Below are 18,457 nucleotides of genomic sequence, written 5' to 3'. Positions count from 1 at the left end.
AACCTGCCCCTTGACCTGGCCGTTCGTCCGGCCGTCCGGTCGTCCGTCCGGTCGTCCGTCCGACTGCTGGCCCAGTGGGCCGCCCGGCCCGCCGTCGATGTGCGGTGCGGGCGCGGCCTGGCCGCTCCGTACCGCTCCGACGGCGTTGCTGACGGCTTCCACCGCCTCCTGCTCGGCTGCGCTCGACACTGCCCGCCTCCACGGCTCTTCGGTACCGGCGGGGGCAGGGGAGTGTGTGGCCCCGGCGTCCCGGCCCGGGCCCGCCCCCGTCTGGTCCTTCCCACTGTTCTGCCCGGACTGTTCTGCCCGGAACGTCGCCCGCGCTCACGTTTCCCCCGGAGGGCCCGGTCGTTGGAGGGAACGTGACACTTCTGACGAGGCGCGCAGGGGCGGGCTTGGCCGCCGTGGCGGCGTGGGCGGGCCTGCTGGGCGGGTTGGCCGGCTGCACCCAGGACGGCAAGCCGCCCGTCGAGATCCAGCTCCCCGGCACGGTCCGCTCGCCGGAGGAGGCCATCCGCATCACCCCCGACGACAACGCCAAGGACGTGCCGGCCGACGGGCGGCTGACGGTCACCGTGCCCGAGGGCCGGCTGGAGCGGGTCAAGGTGACCAAGGTGGAGGACGCGCAGGCGCAGGAGGTCCCCGGCGCCATCGCCGCCGACGGGCTCAGCTGGAGCCCCGCCCCGCAGGCCGGCCGGCTCGCCCTCGCCGCCAAGTACACCGTCGACGCCGTCGCCCTCGACGGGCACAACCGCCGCCAGGCCCGCCACACCACCTTCACCACCTACGTCCCCGAGGAGCGGTTCATCGGCTACTTCAAGCCGGAGAACCGCTCCACCGTCGGCACCGGCATGATCGTCTCCTTCAAGTTCAGCCGCGCCATCGAACGGCGCGCCGAGGTGGAGCGCGCCATCCGGATCACCGCGGAGCCGGCCGTGGAGGTCGCCGCCCACTGGTTCGGCAAGGAGCGCCTCGACTTCCGGCCCAAGCAGTACTGGAAGCCCGGGACCAAGGTCACCGTGCAGATGGCCCTGCGCGACGTCGAGGGGGCCCCCGGCTCGTACGGGATCCAGTCCAAGACCGTCACCTTCACCGTCGGGCGCTCCCAGATCTCCACCGTGGACGCCGCCGCCCACACCATGGAGGTCCGCCGGGACGGAGAGCTGCTGTCCACCGTGCCGATCAGCGCCGGAGCGCCCAAGACCACCACCTACAACGGCAAGATGGTGGTGATGGAGCTCTTCGACGTCACCCGGATGAACGGCCAGACCGTCGGGTTCGGCGGCGAGTACGACATCCCCGACGTCCCGCACGCCATGCGGCTGACCCACTCCGGGACCTTCCTGCACGGGAACTACTGGTCCAGCCCCGACACCTTCGGCACCACCAACGTCAGCCACGGCTGCGTGGGCCTGCGCGACGACAAGGGCGGCGGCTCCGACACCCCCGCGGGCTGGTTCTTCGACCGGACCCTGATCGGCGACGTGGTCGAGGTCGTCAACTCGCAGGACAAGACGGTCGCCGCCGACAACGGGCTGGGCGGCTGGAACATGTCCTGGGCGGACTGGGTGGCCGGCTCCGCCCTCGCCTGAACGGCGCAGGGCCACCCCGCAAGAGTGACTTGTGTGATCGGAATGCCGTAGCGCAGAGTGTCCGCGCGCCGCACCGCCGCTCCCTGCCCCCAGCCTGTCCAGGGCACATCAGGGCAGCAGGGAACGGACGGAGCACCATGCAAGCAAGGAAGTGGACCCTCGGGCTCGCGATCGGCGCCGTGCTGGCCGCCGCCGCCCCGGCGGCCGTCGCCGCCGGACCCGGCGCCGACGCCGGCCGGCCGGTGGCGGCGGCCCGGGCGCCGTTGCCCGACGGGCTGGGTCCGTGCGTCCCAGGCCGCTGCCCGGACCCGTACCCGCCGATCAACAGCGACGGTGTCCTGCGCGGCCGGGACAACGGCATCAACATCTTCGCCGGCGGCGACTTCCGGGTCCGGGGACGGGCCTCCGAGGCGGAGGGCCGCCTCGTCGTCCTCGGCGACTTCGACCAGGACAAGCAGGCGGGCGGCGACAGCCGCTACAACATCGGGATCGTCGGCGCCGGATCGCTCGTCCCGCCGCCCGACGGGGCGGACTTCCTCACCACCGGCGCGGACGTCACCGTCGCCCCGGGCGAAAGCCTCCTCGCCGACGGCGGCACGGTCCGCTACGCGGGGGCCCTCACCGGCACGGTGACCGGCCGCCTGGCCCCCGACCCGGCCGCCGCCACCCCGTACGCCGGACTGCGCGACCGGCTCAGCGCCGCCAGCCAGTGCTACGCCCGGGTCGGCGGGCAGCTCCGCCCGGCCACCGGCACCGTCGTCAACAGCGGCTTCGAGACCGTGTTCACCGGCGACGGCACCTCCGCCCTCCAGGTCTTCAACGTCGACGCGGACCTCGTCGGCACCGGGGGCGGCCAGCAGGGCATCCGGTTCGCCCGCATCCCGGCCACGGCCACCGTCCTGGTGAACGTGCTGGGCACCACCCGCACGATCAACACCTACAGCGGCGGCATCGCGGACACCGACCCGCTCAACGCCTACCGCGAACGGCTGCTGTGGAACTTCCCGGACGCCACCACCGTGAACCTGACCGGCGGCGGCCAGTTCCAGGGCAGCTTCCTGATGGGGCAGCAGCGCTCCGAGACCACGATCACCCTGCCCGGCATCAACGGCCGCTTCTTCACCACCGGCTCCGTCACCCACGGCAGCGAGACCGTCGGGGGCGGAGGCCAGGAGTTCCACGCCTACCCGTTCGACGGGGACCTGCCCGACTGCGGCGGCCCGGCCCCGGTGACCGGTTCGCTCTCCGTCCTCAAGCGGGACGCGGCGACGGGCGAGGCGCTGGCGGGCGCGCAGTTCGAACTGTGGCGGGAGACCAACGGCACGGCGGGCCTCCAGCCCGCCGGCCCGGGCGCCGACACCCTCGTCACCGGGTGCACCACCCCGGCGAGCGGCCTGTGCGAGCAGACCGTGACGCCCGGCACCTACTACTGGCGCGAGACCCAGGCGCCCCCCGGGTACGAGCCGCCCGCCCAGCCGGTCCGCGAGGTGACCCTGACCACCGAGAACGCGCAGGCCGGCGTCCGGTACGAGGCGGACAACCGGCGCAGCCCGCAGCCGCCGGACGGCGCCCGGGTGGTGCTGCGCAAGACGGACGCGGGGACGGGCGCGGCACTGCCCGGCGCGGAGTTCGAACTGTGGCGGGAGAGCAACGGCACCCCCGGCCTCCAGACCGCCGCCCCGGGCGGTGACACCCGGCTGGACGGCGCCTGCGTCACCGACGCCCTGGGCACCTGCACGGTGGAACTCCCCGTCGGCCAGACGTACTACTGGCGGGAGACCGCGGTCCCGGCCGGATACGAGCCGCCGGCGGACCCGGTCACGCGCTTCGACCTGACCGCGGGCGACGTGGCGGACGGCATCGTCGTCACCGTCGCGAACACCAGGAGCCAGCGGTACGAGGGCTCCATCCGGGTCCTGAAGCAGGACGCCAAGACGCGGCGGCCGCTGCGCGGCGCGGTGTTCGAGGTGTGGCAGGAGACCAACGGCACGGCCGGCCTGCAGACGCGCGGCATCAACCCCGACCGCAGGGCGGCGGAGGGCTGCGCCACGGACCGGGGCGGCGTCTGTGACTTCGGCCCGCTGCCCGAGGGCTGGTACTACCTCGTCGAGACGGCCGTGCCCGAGGGCTACGCGCTGCCCGCGGACCGGGTGACCGGGCCGCTGAGGCTGGACGCCGCCACCCCGGACCGGCGGCTGGTCGTCACGCTCCGCAACCAGCGTGACGGTCACGGCAAGGGCAAGGGAGACCACGGCAAGGGCAAGGGCGGGCACCACGACCACCCGAAGCACCCGAAGCACCCGAAGGACGCCAAGGGTCCCCGGGTCTGACCCGCGGCCCCGTACGACGGACGGAGCGACATGACAGCCATGACGACGACGGTACGGCCCATCGGCCTCGCCGCGGCGGTGGTGCTCGCCGCGGCGGGCCCGGCCCTTGCCGCTCCGTCCGCGCCGCCGCCCGGCACCGCCCGGGTGGTGCTGCGCAGCACGGACGTGGACACCGGGGCGCGCCTGCCCGGCGCCCGGTTCGAACTGTGGCGCGAGACCAACGACCTGGCCGGGCTCCAGAGCACCGGCCGGGCCGCCGACGAAAGGCAGACCGCCGGCTGTGCGACCGCCGCGGAGGGCGTCTGCACGGTGGAGCTGACGACCGGCGAGACGTACTACGCGGTGCAGGTCGCCGCCCCCGCCGGCTACGAGCGGCCCGACGAGCCGTTCACCGGCTTCGACGTGGGCGGTGCCGCCGCCGGGGAGGGGCTCGTCGTCAACGTCCCCAACCGCAGCCGGGAGGCGGCGTACGGCGGTGGGATCCGGGTCCGCAAGAGGGACGGGAAGACCGGCGCGCCCTTGCCCGGCGCGGTGTTCGAGGTCTGGAAGGAGACCAACGGCAGCACCGGCCTGCAGACCGCGGGGGTCGACGCGGACCAGCGCCCGCGGCGCGGCTGTGCCACCGACGCCGACGGCACGTGCGACTTCGCGGGGCTCGCGGACGGGGCGTACTTCCTGGTCGAGAAGGACGTCCCCGAGGGCTATGTGATGCCGAAGAACCCGGTGGCCGGCCCCTGGCGGCTGGACGGCCCATCCGGCCGCCGACTCGTCCTCACGGTCTACAACAAGCGTGCCGAGCCGATCCCCACCGTGGGCGGGGACGACGGCCGCCGGGCCCGGACCGCACGCGCCGGTGCGCCGCCGGAGTGACCTCCTCACTCCGTCGGCGCAGCAGCGCGAGCCGTGACCCCGGCCCACGGGTTGGCTGGTCCGTGACCGTCGCGTCCACAGACCGGAGGAGGCCCGGATGGCCGTACGCCAGGGGACCGGACCCATGGTGCGGGTGGCCGTACTCGGCGCCCTGCTCGCACTGGCCGGCCCGCTCACGTCCCCGGCGGCGGCCGCCACGGCCGAACCGGAGAGCGCCTGCGCGGCGGGCACCGGGCCCTATCAGCGGGAGCTGGAGAAGCACTTGGGGCGGCCGGTCGACGGGGTGCAGTCCACCGCGGACTGCCAGGCGGTCCGCGCCTTCCAGCGCACGAACGGCGTCAGTCCCGCCGACGGCTACCCGGGTGTGGCCACCTACCGCACGATGCTCGTCGTGACGGCCCGTCCCGACCCCAACGCCGCGGGAGACTGCCCCGTACGCGACCACCGCGTCACCTGCGTGGACCTGGAGCGCCAGCTGCTGTGGGTGCAGAGGGGGTCCAGGGTCGTCTTCCCGCCCGTGCCCATCCGGACCGGGCGCGACTACCAGGAGACCCGGACCGGCTGGCACGAGGTGTACTGGCGCAACAAGAACCACGTCTCCACGCTCTACGGCACGCCCATGCCGCACGCCCAGTTCTTCGACGGGGGCCAGGCGTTGCACGGGTCCCCCGGCTCCCTCTACGGAACCGGTGGTTCCGCAGGCTGCGTCAACCTCACCGAACCGGACGCGGAGCGCCTCTGGGGCCTGCTCGCCGAGGGCGACGCCGTCTACGTCTGGGGCGTCAAGCCGGGCACCGAGGACTGACCGCAAGCCGTTCCCGCCGTTTCGCGGCACTTGGGACGGAACAGTGACAAGACCGTGGCTCATCGTGATCCTCCCGTGTGCTTTCCTTTCGACATGCGCGCGACAGTCCGCGCGCGGGGGACATGGGGAGAACACGAGTGAACCTGCAGCCGATACGCGGCCGCGCCCGGACGCGCCTGCCGGCCCTGCTGCTGGGAGCGGCCCTGCTGTTCACCACCGCCTGCAGCGGCGGGGGCGGTGGCGACAGCAGCGGCAGCGGCGGCGACAACGCCGGGGGCGGCGCCAAGACCGGTACCGAGGCTTCGAAGGCCGTCGTCAACGTCAAGCCCGACGACGGGGCCAAGGAGGTCGCGACGAGCGGCGTCCTGAAGATCACGAGCACCGGCGGCAAGCTCAGCACGGTGACCGTCGCCGACACCAAGGGCAACGCGGTCGAGGGCAAGCTCTCCGCCGACGGCGCGAGCTGGGAGCCGGCCCGCCACCTGGCCTCGGCCACCGAGTACAAGGTGCACGCGGTCGCCAAGGACGAGGCCGGCCGGGAGTCCGCCAAGGACACCACCTTCACGACCCTGACCCCGACCAACACCTTCGTGGGCCACTACACCCCCGAGGACGGCTCGACCGTCGGCGTGGGCATGCCGGTCTCGATCAACTTCACCCGTGGCATCACCAACCCCGAGGCCGTCGAGAAGGCCATCACCGTGACGTCCGAGCCGGCCGTGCCGATCGAGGGCCACTGGTTCGGCAACGACCGCCTCGACTTCCGCCCCGAGAACTACTGGGCCGCGGGCACCAAGGTCACCGTCAAGCTCGCCCTCGACGGCGTCGAGGGCCGCCCGGGGGTCTACGGCAAGCAGACCCGCACGGTCACCTTCACCATCGGCCGCTCCCAGGTCTCGACGGTCGACGCGGCCGCGCACACGATGCAGGTCGTCCGTGACGGCCAGGTCCTCAAGGACGTCCCGATCACCGCGGGCGCCCCGTCGACCACGACCTACAACGGCCAGATGGTCATCAGCGAGAAGTACAAGGTCACGCGGATGAACGGCGCGACCGTCGGCTTCGGCGGCGAGTACGACATCTCCGACGTCCCGCACGCCATGCGCCTGTCGCAGTCGGGCACGTTCGTGCACGGCAACTACTGGGCCCCCTCCAGCACCTTCGGCTCGGCGAACGTCAGCCACGGCTGCATCGGACTCAAGGACGTCCGCGGCGCGGGTGACTCCAAGCAGCCCGCGGCCTGGTTCTTCGAGGAGTCCCTGATCGGTGACGTGATCGTGGTGAAGAACTCGAAGGACAAGCAGATCGCCCCCGACAACGGCCTCAACGGCTGGAACATGCCGTGGGCGGAGTGGATCAAGTAACCGCCGCGCGCACGCCGCGCACGTGATCCGGGTGGCCCGGTGCTGTGACCCACAGCACCGGGCCACTTCACGTTAACCGACGCTAACCTGGCCCGTATGACCATCTCTCTCGAAGTCTCCGAAGGCGTCGGCACCATCCGCCTGGACCGGCCGCCCATGAACGCCCTGGACATCGCCACCCAGGACCGGCTGCGCGAGCTCGCGGTGGAGGCGACCGACCGGGCCGACGTCCGCGCGGTCGTCATCTACGGCGGCGAGAAGGTGTTCGCGGCCGGCGCGGACATCAAGGAGATGCAGACGATGGACCACGCGGCGATGGTCGTCCGGTCCCGTGCGCTGCAGGACGCCTTCACCGCCGTCGCCCGCATCCCCAAGCCCGTCGTCGCGGCGATCACCGGCTATGCGCTGGGCGGCGGTTGCGAGCTCGCGCTGTGCGCCGACTACCGGATCGCCGCCGACAACGCCAAGCTCGGCCAGCCCGAGATCCTGCTCGGCCTGATCCCGGGCGCGGGCGGCACCCAGCGGCTCTCCCGGCTGGTCGGCCCCTCCCGGGCCAAGGACCTGATCTTCACGGGCCGCATGGTCAAGGCCGACGAGGCGTTCACCCTGGGCCTGGTCGACCGGGTGGTGCCCGCCGGCGAGGTGTACGAGCAGGCGCACGCCTGGGCCGCCAAGCTCGCGCAGGGGCCGGCGATCGCGCTGCGCGCCGCGAAGGAGTGCGTGGACGCGGGCCTGGAGGCCGACATCGACACCGGTCTCACCATCGAACGCAACTGGTTCGCGGGCCTGTTCGCCACCGAGGACCGCGAACGCGGCATGCGCAGCTTCGTCGAAGAGGGCCCGGGCAAGGCGAAGTTCGTCTGAGCCCGGCCGGCCGGTCCTCCCTGTGGGTGGATTAGCCAGGCCTTAAGGCAGCCTTAAGCCGAATCGGTGATCCACTCGCTGTGATCGCTTCCGTGCGGTGCGTCATGCCAGGTCGGGCCGGTTCTCGGGCCACCTGTTTGCCTCCCGCATATGACAGGACACCCCCTTGGATTTGTTGAATCCGGGGGGTGTTTCCGGTGGAACGGCCCGGAGCGGCAGGCCGGCCGTCCATGATGGGTCCATGGCGGGCCTGGAGAGTGTGGAACAGCCGCGGCAGCGCGGCGGTGCTTCGGCGGTACGGCTCACGGCGGCCGTCGAGGAGGAACAGGGCCTCAGGGCGCTGGAGTTGTACGGGAACCCGGCCGAGGCGGAAGTGACGCTGCCGTCCATGCCCGAGTCGGCCAGTACCGCGCGCCGGCTCACGCAGTGCGTGGTGATCCGCCTCTGGGGCCTCTCGCCGCAGATCTCCGAGCACGCCGTCCTGCTGGTCTCGGAACTCGTCGGCAACGCGGTCCGCCACACCGGAGCCCGCTCCTTCGGCTTACGCATGCTGCGGCGGCGCGGCTGGATCCGGATGGAGGTGCGCGACCCCTCGCGCGGGCTGCCCTGCCTGATGCCGGTCCACGAACTGGACACCACCGGTCGCGGCCTCTTCCTCGTCGACAAGCTGTCCGACCGCTGGGGCGCCGACCTGCTGCCCCGCGGCAAGATCACCTGGTTCGAGATGCGGGTCGCCGACCGCCAGAACGCCTGAAGCCCCCGGCTCGCCGTGTGGGCGCTGTGGGGGCTTCATGGGTGCGCCGAGGATCGAAGGGGTGTGATCCTCGGCGTGGCGACTTCGCTCGGGTCAATGGGGAAGTCGTGGTTTCGACTATGGCAGACGAGGGCTCGAACGCCAAAAGTCCCTACTTGGACATAAGTGTGCAAATCGCAAGACTTTCTAGCTAAATCCTAGGTGAGGTGGGCCACGCACCTCACATTCGATGAATAACTATCGACTGCTCTGAGTAAATCGTTGATCACATGGCGGATGGGGTGCCCGATCCGCCCCTTTGGTGGACGTCCCGAAATGGGTCAATCATTACCTTCCGGGCTATCCGCCTCTTAAATGGGCAAGTGCTCTCACATCCAGGCCGCCGCGCGGCCCTGCGTGCGGCTCTGCGCGCGGCCGGTATCGGCGGGGCCGGCGCCGCCGCGGCCGCTCTCACCGCCGGCTGCGGCCCCGGCCGCCCGGCCGCCGACCTCTCCTCCCCGCCGCCCGGCCCGCCCTCCTCCCCGCCCCCCGGCCCGGCCCGTCCGGCGAGGCCCGCACAGGCCGCGGCCCCGGCCGCCCCCCGCCGGTTCGCCGGGCAGCCCGTGGAGATCGGCCACGGCCCGCGCGACCGCGGCCGGGTCGCCCTCACCTTCCACGGCAACGGGGAGCCCGCCCTCGCGCGCGCGGCGCTGGCCGCGGCCGAGAAGGGGGGCGCGCGGGTCACCGTACTGGCGATCGGCTCCTGGCTCGACGCCCACCCGGACCTGGCCCGCCGGATCCTCGACGGCGGTCACGAACTCGGCAACCACACCCAGCGCCACCTCGCGATCAACGACATGGGAGAGGCGGAGGCCTACGCCGAGATCACCGGCTGCGCCCAGCGCCTCAAGCGGCTCACCGGCTCCATCGGCACCTGGTTCCGGCCCTCCCGGACGCAGTACGCCACCCCGCTCGTCCAGAAGCTGGCCCAGCGGGCCGGCTACCCGCACGTCCTCTCGTACGACGTCGACTCCCTCGACTTCACCTCGCCCGGCGCCGCGGCCGTCATCCGCAACGTCACCGGGACGATCCGGCCCGGATCCGTGGTGAGCCTGCACTTCGGCTACGCGGACACGGTCGACGCGATGCCTCCCCTCCTCGAAGAACTCGCGCGCCGCAAGCTGCGCGCGGTGACCACCACGGAGCTGCTGACGCCATGAAGACCACCCGCCTTCCCCGGAATGCCGGCGTGCTGCTGGCCGGTCTGGTCCTCGCCGCCCTGGCCGGCTGCGGAACAGCCGGAAAGGAGCGCGCCGAGGCGCTCGGCACCAAGGGCCCGGCCAAGCCCGTCAAGGCCGTACCGGCCGCCCCGCCCGGACTGCCCGGCATGCCGCCGCTGCTGGATCCGAACGACGTCTACGCGGCGGACCGGCCGGGCAAACTCTCCCCGGTGGTCAAGGACTTCCCGTCCCGCGTCTACGTACCGAACACCAACTCCAACACCGTCTCCGTCATCGACCCGGAGACCTACCGGGTCATCGACACCATCCCGGTCGGGGTCCAGCCCCAGCACGTCGTCCCCTCCTGGGACCTGAAGACCCTGTGGGTCAACAACAACCGGGGCCACACGCTCACCCCGATCAACCCCGCGACCGGCGAGGCCGGAAAGCCCGTCGAGGTGCACGACCCCTACAACCTGTACTTCACGCCCAACGGCAGGTACGCCATCGTGATGGCCTCCATGGACAAGGAGCTTGTCTTCCGCGACCCGCACACCATGGACCGCGTGAAGACCGTCCCGGTGACCTGCTACGGCGTCAACCACGCCGACTTCTCCGCCGACGGCCGCTACTTCATCGTCAGCTGCGAGTTCTCCGGCGAACTCCTCAAGGTCGACACCGAGAGGATGGAGGTCGTCGGCCAGCAGAAGCTCCCGTTCGAGGGCGCCATGCCGCAGGACGTCAAGGTCTCCCCGGACGGCAAGACCTTCTACGTCGCGGACATGATGGCGCACGGCATGTGGGTGCTCAGCGGCGACACCTTCGAGACCCCCAAGCTGCTGCCCACCGGCAAGGGCTGCCACGGCCTCTACGTGAGCCGCGACTCCAAGGAGATGTACGTCTCCAACCGCGGCGAGGGCAGCGTCTCCGTCTACGACTTCGCGCAGAGGAAGCTCACCAAGAAGTGGACCCTGCCGGACGGCGGCAGCCCCGACATGGGCGGCGTGTCGGCCGACGGCAAGGTGCTGTGGCTGTCCGGCCGCTACAACTCCGAGGTGTACGCGATCGACACCACGACCGGCAAGCAGCTCGCCCGGATCCCGGTGGGCGGCGGCCCCCACGGCCTCGCCGTCTACCCGCAGCCCGGCCGCTACTCGCTCGGGCACACCGGCATCTTCCGCTAGGGAACCCCCGGGACCCGGGGGTCCCGCCCGCCGAGGGTGCCGCTACCCTGAGCCGGTCAACAAGCACCAAGAAGGGGTGGACCCAGTGGCGGACATCGAGAGCGCACGGGCTACGTTCGACAGGTTCGACGTGAACGGTGACGGCTTCATCACGGCCGACGAGTACAGCGCCGCGATGCGCGCCATGGGCGACGCCCACGTGACCCCGGCCGTCGCGGACTCCGTCGTCGCCTCCAAGGACGCCAACGGCGACAAGCTGCTCAGCTTCGACGAGTTCTGGGCCTCCCTGAACAAGTAGCCCCCGCGTCTGCCGCCCGGGCCCGCGGGCCCGGGCGGCAGCTTGCGTCAGGCCGCCGGCCCGGACCCGTCCGCCATGTCACCGACCTCGGCGAGGGCCTCCTCCAGCCAGGTCAGCCAGAACGTCTCCAGGGCGATCCCGCCGTGCAGGACGAGCCGGCGCAGCCGGTCCTCCACGGCGTCGCGCCCCGGCGGGAAGTCCTTCTCCTCGATGGCCTCGTACTGCGCCAGCTGGCGCCGGTGCAGCTCCAGATGGCGACGCAGCTCGGGTCCGAGGCCCTGCGGCCCCACCACGCCCGCCGCCCGGATCCGCAGCAGCAGCGGATCGCGCATCGGCTTGGGGTCCTGGCTCTCCGCGACCCACCGGGCCAGCTCCGTGCCGCCCGCGGGCAGCACCTCGTACTCCTTCTTCTGGCCCCGCACGGGCACCTCGCTGGGCAGCGCCCGGATCAGCCCGGCCTCCTCCAGCCGCCCGAGCTCGCGGTAGATCTGCTGGTGGGTCGCCGACCAGAAGTACCCGATCGACTTGTCGAACCGCCGGGTCAGCTCCAGCCCGGACGAGGGCTTCTCGAGCAGGGCGGTGAGGATGGCGTGCGGCAGGGACATGCGGCCATCCTAGGTACGCGGCGGTCCGGCCACCGCCCTCACCGCCGTCCGCTCACCGCCGCGCGGCCCTTGCCCCCCGCCCGCCGCCCCCGGCCCCCGCGCCCGGCCCCCGGCCCCGGCCCCCGGCTCCCGGCCCCGGCCCCCGCCCCTTGGCCGCCGTCCCCGCCCGCTGCCCCCGTACGGGCCAGGCCCGGTGGCGGCCACCCCGCACGCTGCGCAGGCTGGGATGCGTGGCAGCCGACGACAACACCGCGCACCATGCGAACTACGCCGACCTCACCGCGCTGTACGTGAACTGCACGCTCAAGCGCTCGCCCGAGACCAGCAACACCGAGGGCCTGATCGACAAGAGCCGGGCGGTCATGGAGTCCGCAGGCGCCCGCACCTCGCTCATCCGCGCCGTCGACCACGACATCGCGACGGGCGTGTGGCCGGACATGACCGACCACGGCTGGGAGAGCGACCAGTGGCCGGTCCTTTACAGCCAGATCATGGACGCCGACATCCTCGTCCTGTGCGGCCCCATCTGGCTCGGCGACAACAGCTCCGTGATGAAGAAGGTGATCGAGCGGCTCTACGCCTGCTCCTCGCTGCTCAACGAGCACGGCCAGTACGCCTACTACGGCCGGGTCGGCGGCGCGCTGATCACCGGCAACGAGGACGGCGTCAAGCACTGCGCCATGAACGTCCTCTACAGCCTCCAACACCTCGGCTACGCGATCCCGCCGCAGGCCGACGCGGGCTGGATCGGCGAGGCCGGCCCGGGCCCGTCCTACCTGGACCCCGGCTCGGGCGGCCCCGAGAACGACTTCACCAACCGCAACACCGCCTTCATGTCCTGGAACCTCATGCACCTGGCCGCCCTGCTCAAGCGCTCCGGCGGCATCCCGGCCCACGGCAACCAGCGCTCGGAGTGGGACGCCGGCTGCCGCTTCGACTTCCCCAACCCCGAGCACCGATGAGTTCCGCGCTCCGGGGCGGTCCAACGGTGGACGACACGACCGGAGGAAGAGGAAGCCCGTGGAGCAACTGCTGAGAGTCCAGAACTTCTGCGTCTCGCGCGACGGATTCGGCACCGGTGAGCACCAGAGCCTGGAGCGGCCCTTCGGGCACGCCGATCCCGGTGCCCTGTTCGCGTGGGCCGGGGCCACCGCGAGCTGGCCGAACCGCACCGAGCCGGGCGGCACCCGGGGCCTGGACGACTACTTCACCCGGGACTTCACGCACAACATCGGTGCGGAGATCATGGGCCGCAACAAGTTCGGACCCCAGCGGGGGCCCTGGGCCGACCACGAGTGGCGCGGCTGGTGGGGGGACGAGCCGCCGTTCCACACGCCGGTCTTCGTCCTGACCCACCACCCACGCCCCTCGTTCACGCTCTCCGACACCACCTTCCACTTCGTCGACGGTGAGCCGGCCGCCGTCCTCGCCGCGGCCAGGGAAGCGGCGCCGGGCAAGGACGTCCGGCTCGGCGGCGGTGCCACGACCATCCGCGAGTTCCTCGACGCCGGCCTCGTCGACACCCTGCACGTGGCGGTCGCGCCCGTGGAGATCGGCTCCGGGGTACGGCTGTGGGAATCGCCCGAGGAACTGCTCGACCGCTTCCACCTGGACGTCGTGCCCAGCCCGAGCGGCGTCACGCACCACCTGTTCTGGCGCAGATGACCGCGGATGACCGCAGATGCCGGTGGTTCAGTGCGCGATGTCCACGACGAACCGCTCCGGCGAGTGCAGGCTGTAGGCGCGGTAGTAGGGAAGGGTGTCGAAGGCGGCGCCGAAGGTCACGTACCCCTCGTAGTCGCCGGTCATGGCGAGGCCCTTGAGCTTGCCGAGGTAGATCTTCCGGAGCCTCGGGCCGCGGTAGACGCTCTCGCCCGCGTCGTCGTGCGCGGCGGCGGGGTTGAGGCGGATCTCCAGGAAGTGCTTCCCGGCCAGCGGCACGGGCTGCCCGGACCCGTCGTACCTGAGCTGTGCGACAGGCGTGACGGTCACGGTGGGGGCGTACCCCTGGAGGTCGATGACGATCCGGTCGAACGTGGCGTGCCCGCCCCAGCGGGCGTTCACGACGAGCGGGGTCGGCGCCTGGGTGGAGGCGAGGGAGGAGGCGGAGGCGGGTGAGGCGAACGCGAGTCCGGCGACGAGCAGTGCGCCGGAGGCCAGAGCCACGAACCGCCGGAGACGTGTGTGGATCATGATGTCCCCTCGATTCTCGAGAGACGGGGACTGATGGCACCTGCTAGGACGCCATGCCGGACCCCCCGGTTCCGCCCCGCGCCCAGGACGGGGCCGGGGCCCTCCTTCTCTCAGCAGCCGCTGTCGGCTACCACATGCCGGGTGCGGCGTACCAGGACGCGCGGACGCCGTCGAAGCCGCCGTCGGGGCGGCTGGTCAGGGTGAAGGCCCTGCTGTCGCCGGCCGCGTAGTTGTACATCATGACGATGTCGGCCCGGCCGTCGCCGTCGGTGTCCCCGGAGACCGGGGTACCGCTGCTGGTCGCCCTTCTCCGACCCCTCGGGCGCCGGCGAGGCCGACACCGACGGTTTCGGCGCGTGATGTCGAGAAGGCCACCAAGATCGGGCCTCATCGGCTGGGAGGACGTCGCCGACTGCCTGGGCGGGAACAGACGACCTGCGCCATGCTGATCGGTGAGCAGTTCCTGGGTGTCCTCGGGAAGGGCAAGCGCGTCGTCAAGGCGCTCGACCGCGCCTGGACCATGTACAACAAGTGGGAGGACGAGGTCGTTTGGGCCACCGGACCCCTCAAGCGCTCGGACAACGACGCCAAGGCCTTCGCCAAGTACGAGGAGGACATGCGTGCGTGGCAGAAACAGGCCGATGCGGCGAAGGCGCCGAAGAAGGCCGACGACGTCGAGGCTCCGGCGGCGAAACAGGCCGACAGCGGAGGTAGCGGCGACAGCCCCGGTGGCGGTGGCGGCGGTTCCGGCGGCGGAGACCGGACAACCTACCGTGGCATGGAGATGGACGAGGACGGACTCCCCGTTCTGGGGCGCTCGCCGAAGAAGCTCGGCATCCGTGTCGACGGAGACAGACCCTGCACATGTGGTCCATCGACTCCCGAGACCTGCCGAAGGGCCTCAAGGCAGTCAAGGACGGCAAGACCCACGTGACCATCGGGCCGGCCTATGACATGCCTCTGGAAGAATTCGAGGATCTGTTGGCCTCGACGCGGCACCTGTGGCGCCGGATCGAGCCCTCGTGAAGAGAAGGATGTGAGGGCTGAATGGTGCTTTCCGAATCGATGGCGGACTGGGTCGACTGGGATCAGGCGGCCTACCTGCTCGGGCTGAGTCTCGGAGCCATCACTCCTGAGGTCCCCTTCTCGAGGAGCAAGCGGATCTTCTGGGAGGACAACCCGGCGGGGCGCGGGCTCCACGCGGCGCTCCTGGCCCTCGTAGAGGGCGGACTGCTGGAGTCGCGCGACGACGACGAGCAGTTCAGGTGGGTGGCTACCTCCAAGCACCTCAACGAGTTCGACTGACCGGTTGATCCGAGCGGTAGGGAGTCGCCGGGAAGTGCTGTGCGCATCTCCCGGCGTTCTCCCCCGCCCCCATACACGCGCGGCCCGGTCCCCTGAAAGATCAGGGGACCGGGCCGCTCTTCGCGTCAGCGCGTCGGTCAGATGTCGGTCAGGTCAGCACTCGATGACGTTGACCGCGAGGCCGCCGCGGGCGGTCTCCTTGTACTTGATCTTCATGTCGGCGCCGGTCTCCTTCATGGTCTTGATGACCTTGTCGAGGGAGACCTTGTGGGAGCCGTCGCCGCGCATCGCCATCTTGGCGGCGGTGACGGCCTTGACCGCGGCCATGCCGTTGCGCTCGATGCAGGGGATCTGGACCAGGCCGCCGACCGGGTCGCAGGTCAGGCCCAGGTTGTGCTCCATGCCGATCTCGGCGGCGTTCTCGACCTGCTCCGGGGTGCCGCCCAGGACCTCGGCGAGGGCGCCGGCCGCCATCGAGCAGGCGGAGCCCACCTCGCCCTGGCAGCCGACCTCGGCGCCGGAGATCGAGGCGTTCTCCTTGAACAGCATGCCGATCGCGCCCGCCGCCAGGAGGAAGCGGACCACGCCGTCCTCGTCCGCGCCGGGGACGAAGTTCATGTAGTAGTGCAGGACCGCCGGGAGGACGCCCGCCGCGCCGTTGGTGGGCGCGGTGACGACACGGCCGCCGGCCGCGTTCTCCTCGTTGACCGCCATCGCGTAGATCGTCGTCCACTCGCTGCGGTGCATCATCGGGTCGCCCTCGGTGCGCAGCTGGCGCGCCGTGGAGGCGGCGCGGCGCTTGACCCGCAGGCCGCCCGGGAGGATGCCCTCGCGGGACATGCCGCGCGAGACGCAGGACTGCATGACGCGCCAGATCTCCAGGAGGCCCTCGCGGATCTCCTCCTCCGTGCGCCAGGCCTTCTCGTTCTCCAGCATCAGGGAGGAGATCGACAGGCCGGTCTCGTTCGCCAGGCGCAGCATCTCGTCACCGGAGCGGAAGGGGTACTTCAGCACCGTGTCGTCGAGCTTGATCCGGTCCTCGCCGACCGCGTCCTCGTCCACGACGAAGCCGCCGCCGACCGAGTAGTAGGTCTTCTCCAGCAGCGGGGTGCCGGCCTCGTCGTACGCGAAGAGCGTCATGCCGTTCGCGTGGTACGGCAGCGAGCGCCGGCGGTGCAGGATCAGCTGGTTCGGCTCGTCGAAGGCGATCTCGTGGCCATCGCCTATCTCCGCCCCCAGCAGCCGCAGGCGGCCGCTCTTGCGGATGCGCTCCACCTCGTCGTCCGCCGTCTCCACGTCCACGGTGCGGGGGGAGTGGCCCTCCAGGCCCAGCAGCACCGCCTTGGGCGTGCCGTGGCCGTGGCCGGTCGCGCCCAGGGAGCCGAAGAGCTCGGCCCGCACGGAGGCCGTCTGGGCGAGCACGCCGTCCTTCTTCAGCCGCGTCACGAACATGCGTGCGGCGCGCATCGGACCCACGGTGTGCGAGCTGGACGGACCGATGCCGATCGAGAAGAGGTCGAAAACGGAAATGGCCACGTTAGCGGACTCCCGGGTCATCCCCGCTGTGGCGGGGAACGGACCGTCCAGTCGCTCTCGCAGCGTAGCGAGGCGGCCGACGGAGGGTGCGGACTTTGCAGGGATTGCGGGCAAAGATCACCTCGTGGGCGCCCTTGCCCGGTTCATCAGCGTACGTCAGTTCGGGAGGGGGTCGGTTACGCCGACCTGTACGGCGTCTTTCGCGGCCCCGACGTCGAGGACCGCGCCCGGCCACGAAAAGGCCCGGCCCTGTGCGAGACAAGGCCGGGCCAGCCCTACCCGTCGCCCTAGAGCGAGGGGTACAGCGGGAACTTCGCGGCGAGCGCCGAGACGCGCGCCTTGAGGCCTTCGGCGTCGTACGTCGGCTTCAGCGCCTGCGCGATGATCTCGGCGACCTCGGTGAAGGCCTCGGCGTCGAAACCGCGGGTGGCCAGGGCCGGCGTACCGATCCGCAGGCCCGAGGTGACCATCGGCGGCCGCGGGTCGTTCGGGATGGCGTTGCGGTTGACCGTGATGCCGACCTCGTGGAGGCGGTCCTCGGCCTGCTGGCCGTCGAGCTCGGAGTTGCGCAGGTCGACCAGGACCAGGTGCACGTCGGTGCCGCCGGTGAGGACGTCCACGCCCACGGCCTTGACGTCGTCCTGGACCAGGCGGGCGGCGAGGATCTTCGCGCCCTCCAGGGTGCGCTCCTGGCGCTCCTTGAACTCGGGCGAGGCCGCGACCTTGAAGGAGACGGCCTTGGCCGCGATCACGTGCTCCAGCGGGCCGCCCTGCTGGCCCGGGAAGACCGCGGAGTTGATCTTCTTGGCCAGTTCCTGCGTCGACAGGATGACACCGCCGCGCGGACCGCCGAGGGTCTTGTGCGTGGTGGTGGTCACGACGTGGGCGTGCGGCACCGGGTTCGGGTGCAGGCCCGCGGCGACCAGGCCGGCGAAGTGCGCCATGTCGACCATCAGGTACGCGCCGACCTCGTCCGCGATGCGGCGGAAGGCGGCGAAGTCCAGCTGGCGCGGGTAGGCGGACCAGCCGGCGACGATCAGCTGCGGCTTGGACTCCTTGGCGAGGCGCTCGACCTCGGCCATGTCCACCTCGCCGGACTCGTCCACGTGGTACGGGACCACGTTGTAGAGCTTGCCGGAGAAGTTGATCTTCATGCCGTGGGTCAGGTGACCGCCGTGGGCCAGGTTCAGGCCCATGATCGTGTCGCCCGGCTTGAGCAGCGCGAACATCGCGGCGGCGTTGGCCTGCGCGCCGGAGTGCGGCTGGACGTTCGCGGCCTCGGCGCCGAACAGCGCCTTGATCCGGTCGATCGCGATCTGCTCGACCACGTCGACGTGCTCGCAGCCGCCGTAGTAGCGGCGGCCCGGGTAGCCCTCGGCGTACTTGTTGGTGAGGACCGAGCCCTGGGCCTCCATGACGGCGACCGGAGCGAAGTTCTCCGACGCGATCATCTCCAGGGTGGACTGCTGGCGCACGAGCTCCGCGTCGACGGCGGCGGCGACGTCGGGGTCGAGCTCGTGGAGAGGGGTGTTCAGTACAGACATCAGGGTCCCCTGGG

The 18,457-nt window shown here is 71.4% G+C and carries 19 protein-coding genes; 15 read left to right on the top strand and 4 right to left on the bottom strand.

All coding sequences use genetic code 11. From position 1 onward, the window contains the following. The first annotated feature begins 371 nt into the window (after window positions 1–371). The 10 genes from AVW11_RS00320 (at window position 372) to AVW11_RS00275 (ending at window position 11,260) form a co-directional block, all read left to right on the top strand. Entirely contained in the window at window positions 372–1,592 is a 1,221-nt protein-coding gene (locus AVW11_RS00320; protein ID WP_030846726.1) for a L,D-transpeptidase, read from the top strand. Between the two features lie 137 nt (window positions 1,593–1,729). Next, complete coding sequence (locus tag AVW11_RS37290; protein WP_076042868.1) at window positions 1,730–3,922, top strand: choice-of-anchor A family protein; 2,193 nt, start codon at window positions 1,730–1,732, stop codon at window positions 3,920–3,922. Window positions 3,923–3,952: 30 nt separating this feature from the next. Continuing rightward, window positions 3,953–4,792 carry an MSCRAMM family protein gene (locus AVW11_RS00310; RefSeq protein WP_143568779.1) on the top strand — a complete coding sequence of 280 codons (840 nt, stop codon included), beginning with the start codon at window positions 3,953–3,955 and terminating at the stop codon, window positions 4,790–4,792. A 97-nt stretch (window positions 4,793–4,889) separates the two neighbouring features. Further along, window positions 4,890–5,597, top strand: a complete 708-nt coding sequence (locus tag AVW11_RS00305) for a L,D-transpeptidase family protein (RefSeq protein ID WP_420856354.1) — start codon at window positions 4,890–4,892, stop codon at window positions 5,595–5,597. 122 nt (window positions 5,598–5,719) lie between these two features. Next, window positions 5,720–6,961 carry a L,D-transpeptidase gene (locus AVW11_RS00300; RefSeq protein ID WP_060176824.1) on the top strand — a complete coding sequence of 414 codons (1,242 nt, stop codon included), beginning with the start codon at window positions 5,720–5,722 and terminating at the stop codon, window positions 6,959–6,961. Between the two features lie 96 nt (window positions 6,962–7,057). Then, window positions 7,058–7,825: an enoyl-CoA hydratase/isomerase family protein gene (locus AVW11_RS00295; RefSeq protein ID WP_030846741.1), complete on the top strand. Its 768-nt coding sequence runs from the start codon at window positions 7,058–7,060 to the stop codon at window positions 7,823–7,825. A gap of 241 nt (window positions 7,826–8,066) precedes the next feature. Beyond that, window positions 8,067–8,579 carry an ATP-binding protein gene (locus AVW11_RS00290; RefSeq protein ID WP_076042866.1) on the top strand — a complete coding sequence of 171 codons (513 nt, stop codon included), beginning with the start codon at window positions 8,067–8,069 and terminating at the stop codon, window positions 8,577–8,579. Window positions 8,580–8,941: 362 nt separating this feature from the next. Continuing rightward, on the top strand, window positions 8,942–9,778 hold the full coding sequence (locus AVW11_RS00285) for a polysaccharide deacetylase family protein (protein ID WP_234331019.1): 837 nt from the start codon (window positions 8,942–8,944) through the stop codon (window positions 9,776–9,778). Further along, the gene (locus AVW11_RS00280) at window positions 9,775–10,962 is read left to right on the top strand and encodes a YncE family protein (RefSeq protein ID WP_076042865.1); all 1,188 of its coding nucleotides are present in this window, start codon (window positions 9,775–9,777) and stop codon (window positions 10,960–10,962) included. The genes AVW11_RS00285 and AVW11_RS00280 overlap by 4 nt, the downstream gene beginning before the upstream one ends. Before the next feature lie 85 nt (window positions 10,963–11,047). After that, entirely contained in the window at window positions 11,048–11,260 is a 213-nt protein-coding gene (locus AVW11_RS00275) for an EF-hand domain-containing protein (RefSeq protein WP_030846752.1), read from the top strand. A 47-nt stretch (window positions 11,261–11,307) separates the two neighbouring features. Here AVW11_RS00275 and AVW11_RS00270 read toward each other — a convergent pair whose 3' ends face one another. Next, window positions 11,308–11,865: a PadR family transcriptional regulator gene (locus AVW11_RS00270; RefSeq protein WP_030846755.1), complete on the bottom strand. Its 558-nt coding sequence runs from the start codon at window positions 11,863–11,865 to the stop codon at window positions 11,308–11,310. Between the two features lie 221 nt (window positions 11,866–12,086). Between AVW11_RS00270 and AVW11_RS00265 the strand changes: the two genes are divergently transcribed. Beyond that, window positions 12,087–12,827 carry a flavodoxin family protein gene (locus AVW11_RS00265; protein WP_173675356.1) on the top strand — a complete coding sequence of 247 codons (741 nt, stop codon included), beginning with the start codon at window positions 12,087–12,089 and terminating at the stop codon, window positions 12,825–12,827. Window positions 12,828–12,885: 58 nt separating this feature from the next. Then, window positions 12,886–13,530: a dihydrofolate reductase family protein gene (locus AVW11_RS00260; RefSeq protein WP_060176827.1), complete on the top strand. Its 645-nt coding sequence runs from the start codon at window positions 12,886–12,888 to the stop codon at window positions 13,528–13,530. Window positions 13,531–13,557: 27 nt separating this feature from the next. Here the strand turns inward: AVW11_RS00260 and AVW11_RS00255 are convergent, their stop codons facing one another. Continuing rightward, complete coding sequence (locus AVW11_RS00255; RefSeq protein ID WP_420856355.1) at window positions 13,558–14,055, bottom strand: AMIN-like domain-containing (lipo)protein; 498 nt, start codon at window positions 14,053–14,055, stop codon at window positions 13,558–13,560. A 445-nt stretch (window positions 14,056–14,500) separates the two neighbouring features. On the opposite strand from AVW11_RS00255, the gene AVW11_RS00250 reads away from it, so the two are divergent. Genes AVW11_RS00250 through AVW11_RS00245 form a run of 3 tightly spaced genes read left to right on the top strand, consistent with a single transcriptional unit; the run spans window position 14,501 to window position 15,363 of the window. Next, window positions 14,501–14,992: a hypothetical protein gene (locus tag AVW11_RS00250; protein ID WP_076042863.1), complete on the top strand. Its 492-nt coding sequence runs from the start codon at window positions 14,501–14,503 to the stop codon at window positions 14,990–14,992. Further along, a complete protein-coding gene (locus tag AVW11_RS39410; RefSeq protein ID WP_476755982.1) occupies window positions 14,923–15,084 on the top strand; it encodes a Tse2 family ADP-ribosyltransferase toxin in 162 nt (53 codons plus the stop codon). Before AVW11_RS00250 ends, AVW11_RS39410 begins: the two co-directional genes overlap by 70 nt. Before the next feature lie 21 nt (window positions 15,085–15,105). Continuing rightward, complete coding sequence (locus AVW11_RS00245; protein ID WP_051700250.1) at window positions 15,106–15,363, top strand: hypothetical protein; 258 nt, start codon at window positions 15,106–15,108, stop codon at window positions 15,361–15,363. Window positions 15,364–15,516: 153 nt separating this feature from the next. Here AVW11_RS00245 and AVW11_RS00240 read toward each other — a convergent pair whose 3' ends face one another. Together AVW11_RS00240 and glyA are read right to left on the bottom strand one after the other, a co-directional pair. Then, a complete protein-coding gene (locus tag AVW11_RS00240) occupies window positions 15,517–16,899 on the bottom strand; it encodes an L-serine ammonia-lyase (protein ID WP_030846770.1) in 1,383 nt (460 codons plus the stop codon). Window positions 16,900–17,186: 287 nt separating this feature from the next. After that, the gene (gene glyA, locus AVW11_RS00235; protein ID WP_030655704.1) at window positions 17,187–18,443 is read right to left on the bottom strand and encodes a serine hydroxymethyltransferase; all 1,257 of its coding nucleotides are present in this window, start codon (window positions 18,441–18,443) and stop codon (window positions 17,187–17,189) included. Window positions 18,444–18,457: the final 14 nt, after the last annotated feature.

The organism is Streptomyces amritsarensis (assembly GCF_001953875.1).
GTDB classification, from domain to species: Bacteria; Actinomycetota; Actinomycetes; order Streptomycetales; family Streptomycetaceae; genus Streptomyces; species Streptomyces amritsarensis.
Note: the sequence above shows the minus strand (reverse complement) of the source record. Positions and strands in the feature narration are given on the sequence as shown.

Bases quoted from the DNA above. Each gene is read 5' to 3' on its own strand.
- AVW11_RS00270 (WP_030846755.1), bottom strand. From the start codon at position 11,865: ATGTCCCTGCCGCACGCCATCCTCACCGCCCTGCTCGAGAAGCCCTCG.
- AVW11_RS00305 (WP_420856354.1), top strand. From the start codon at position 4,890: ATGGCCGTACGCCAGGGGACCGGACCCATGGTGCGGGTGGCCGTACTC.
- AVW11_RS00295 (WP_030846741.1), top strand. From the start codon at position 7,058: ATGACCATCTCTCTCGAAGTCTCCGAAGGCGTCGGCACCATCCGCCTG.
- AVW11_RS39410 (WP_476755982.1), top strand. From the start codon at position 14,923: ATGTGGTCCATCGACTCCCGAGACCTGCCGAAGGGCCTCAAGGCAGTC.
- AVW11_RS00290 (WP_076042866.1), top strand. From the start codon at position 8,067: ATGGCGGGCCTGGAGAGTGTGGAACAGCCGCGGCAGCGCGGCGGTGCT.
- AVW11_RS00280 (WP_076042865.1), top strand. From the start codon at position 9,775: ATGAAGACCACCCGCCTTCCCCGGAATGCCGGCGTGCTGCTGGCCGGT.
- AVW11_RS00245 (WP_051700250.1), top strand. From the start codon at position 15,106: ATGGTGCTTTCCGAATCGATGGCGGACTGGGTCGACTGGGATCAGGCG.
- AVW11_RS37290 (WP_076042868.1), top strand. From the start codon at position 1,730: ATGCAAGCAAGGAAGTGGACCCTCGGGCTCGCGATCGGCGCCGTGCTG.
- AVW11_RS00300 (WP_060176824.1), top strand. From the start codon at position 5,720: ATGGGGAGAACACGAGTGAACCTGCAGCCGATACGCGGCCGCGCCCGG.
- AVW11_RS00310 (WP_143568779.1), top strand. From the start codon at position 3,953: ATGACAGCCATGACGACGACGGTACGGCCCATCGGCCTCGCCGCGGCG.
- glyA (WP_030655704.1), bottom strand. From the start codon at position 18,443: ATGTCTGTACTGAACACCCCTCTCCACGAGCTCGACCCCGACGTCGCC.
- AVW11_RS00250 (WP_076042863.1), top strand. From the start codon at position 14,501: ATGCTGATCGGTGAGCAGTTCCTGGGTGTCCTCGGGAAGGGCAAGCGC.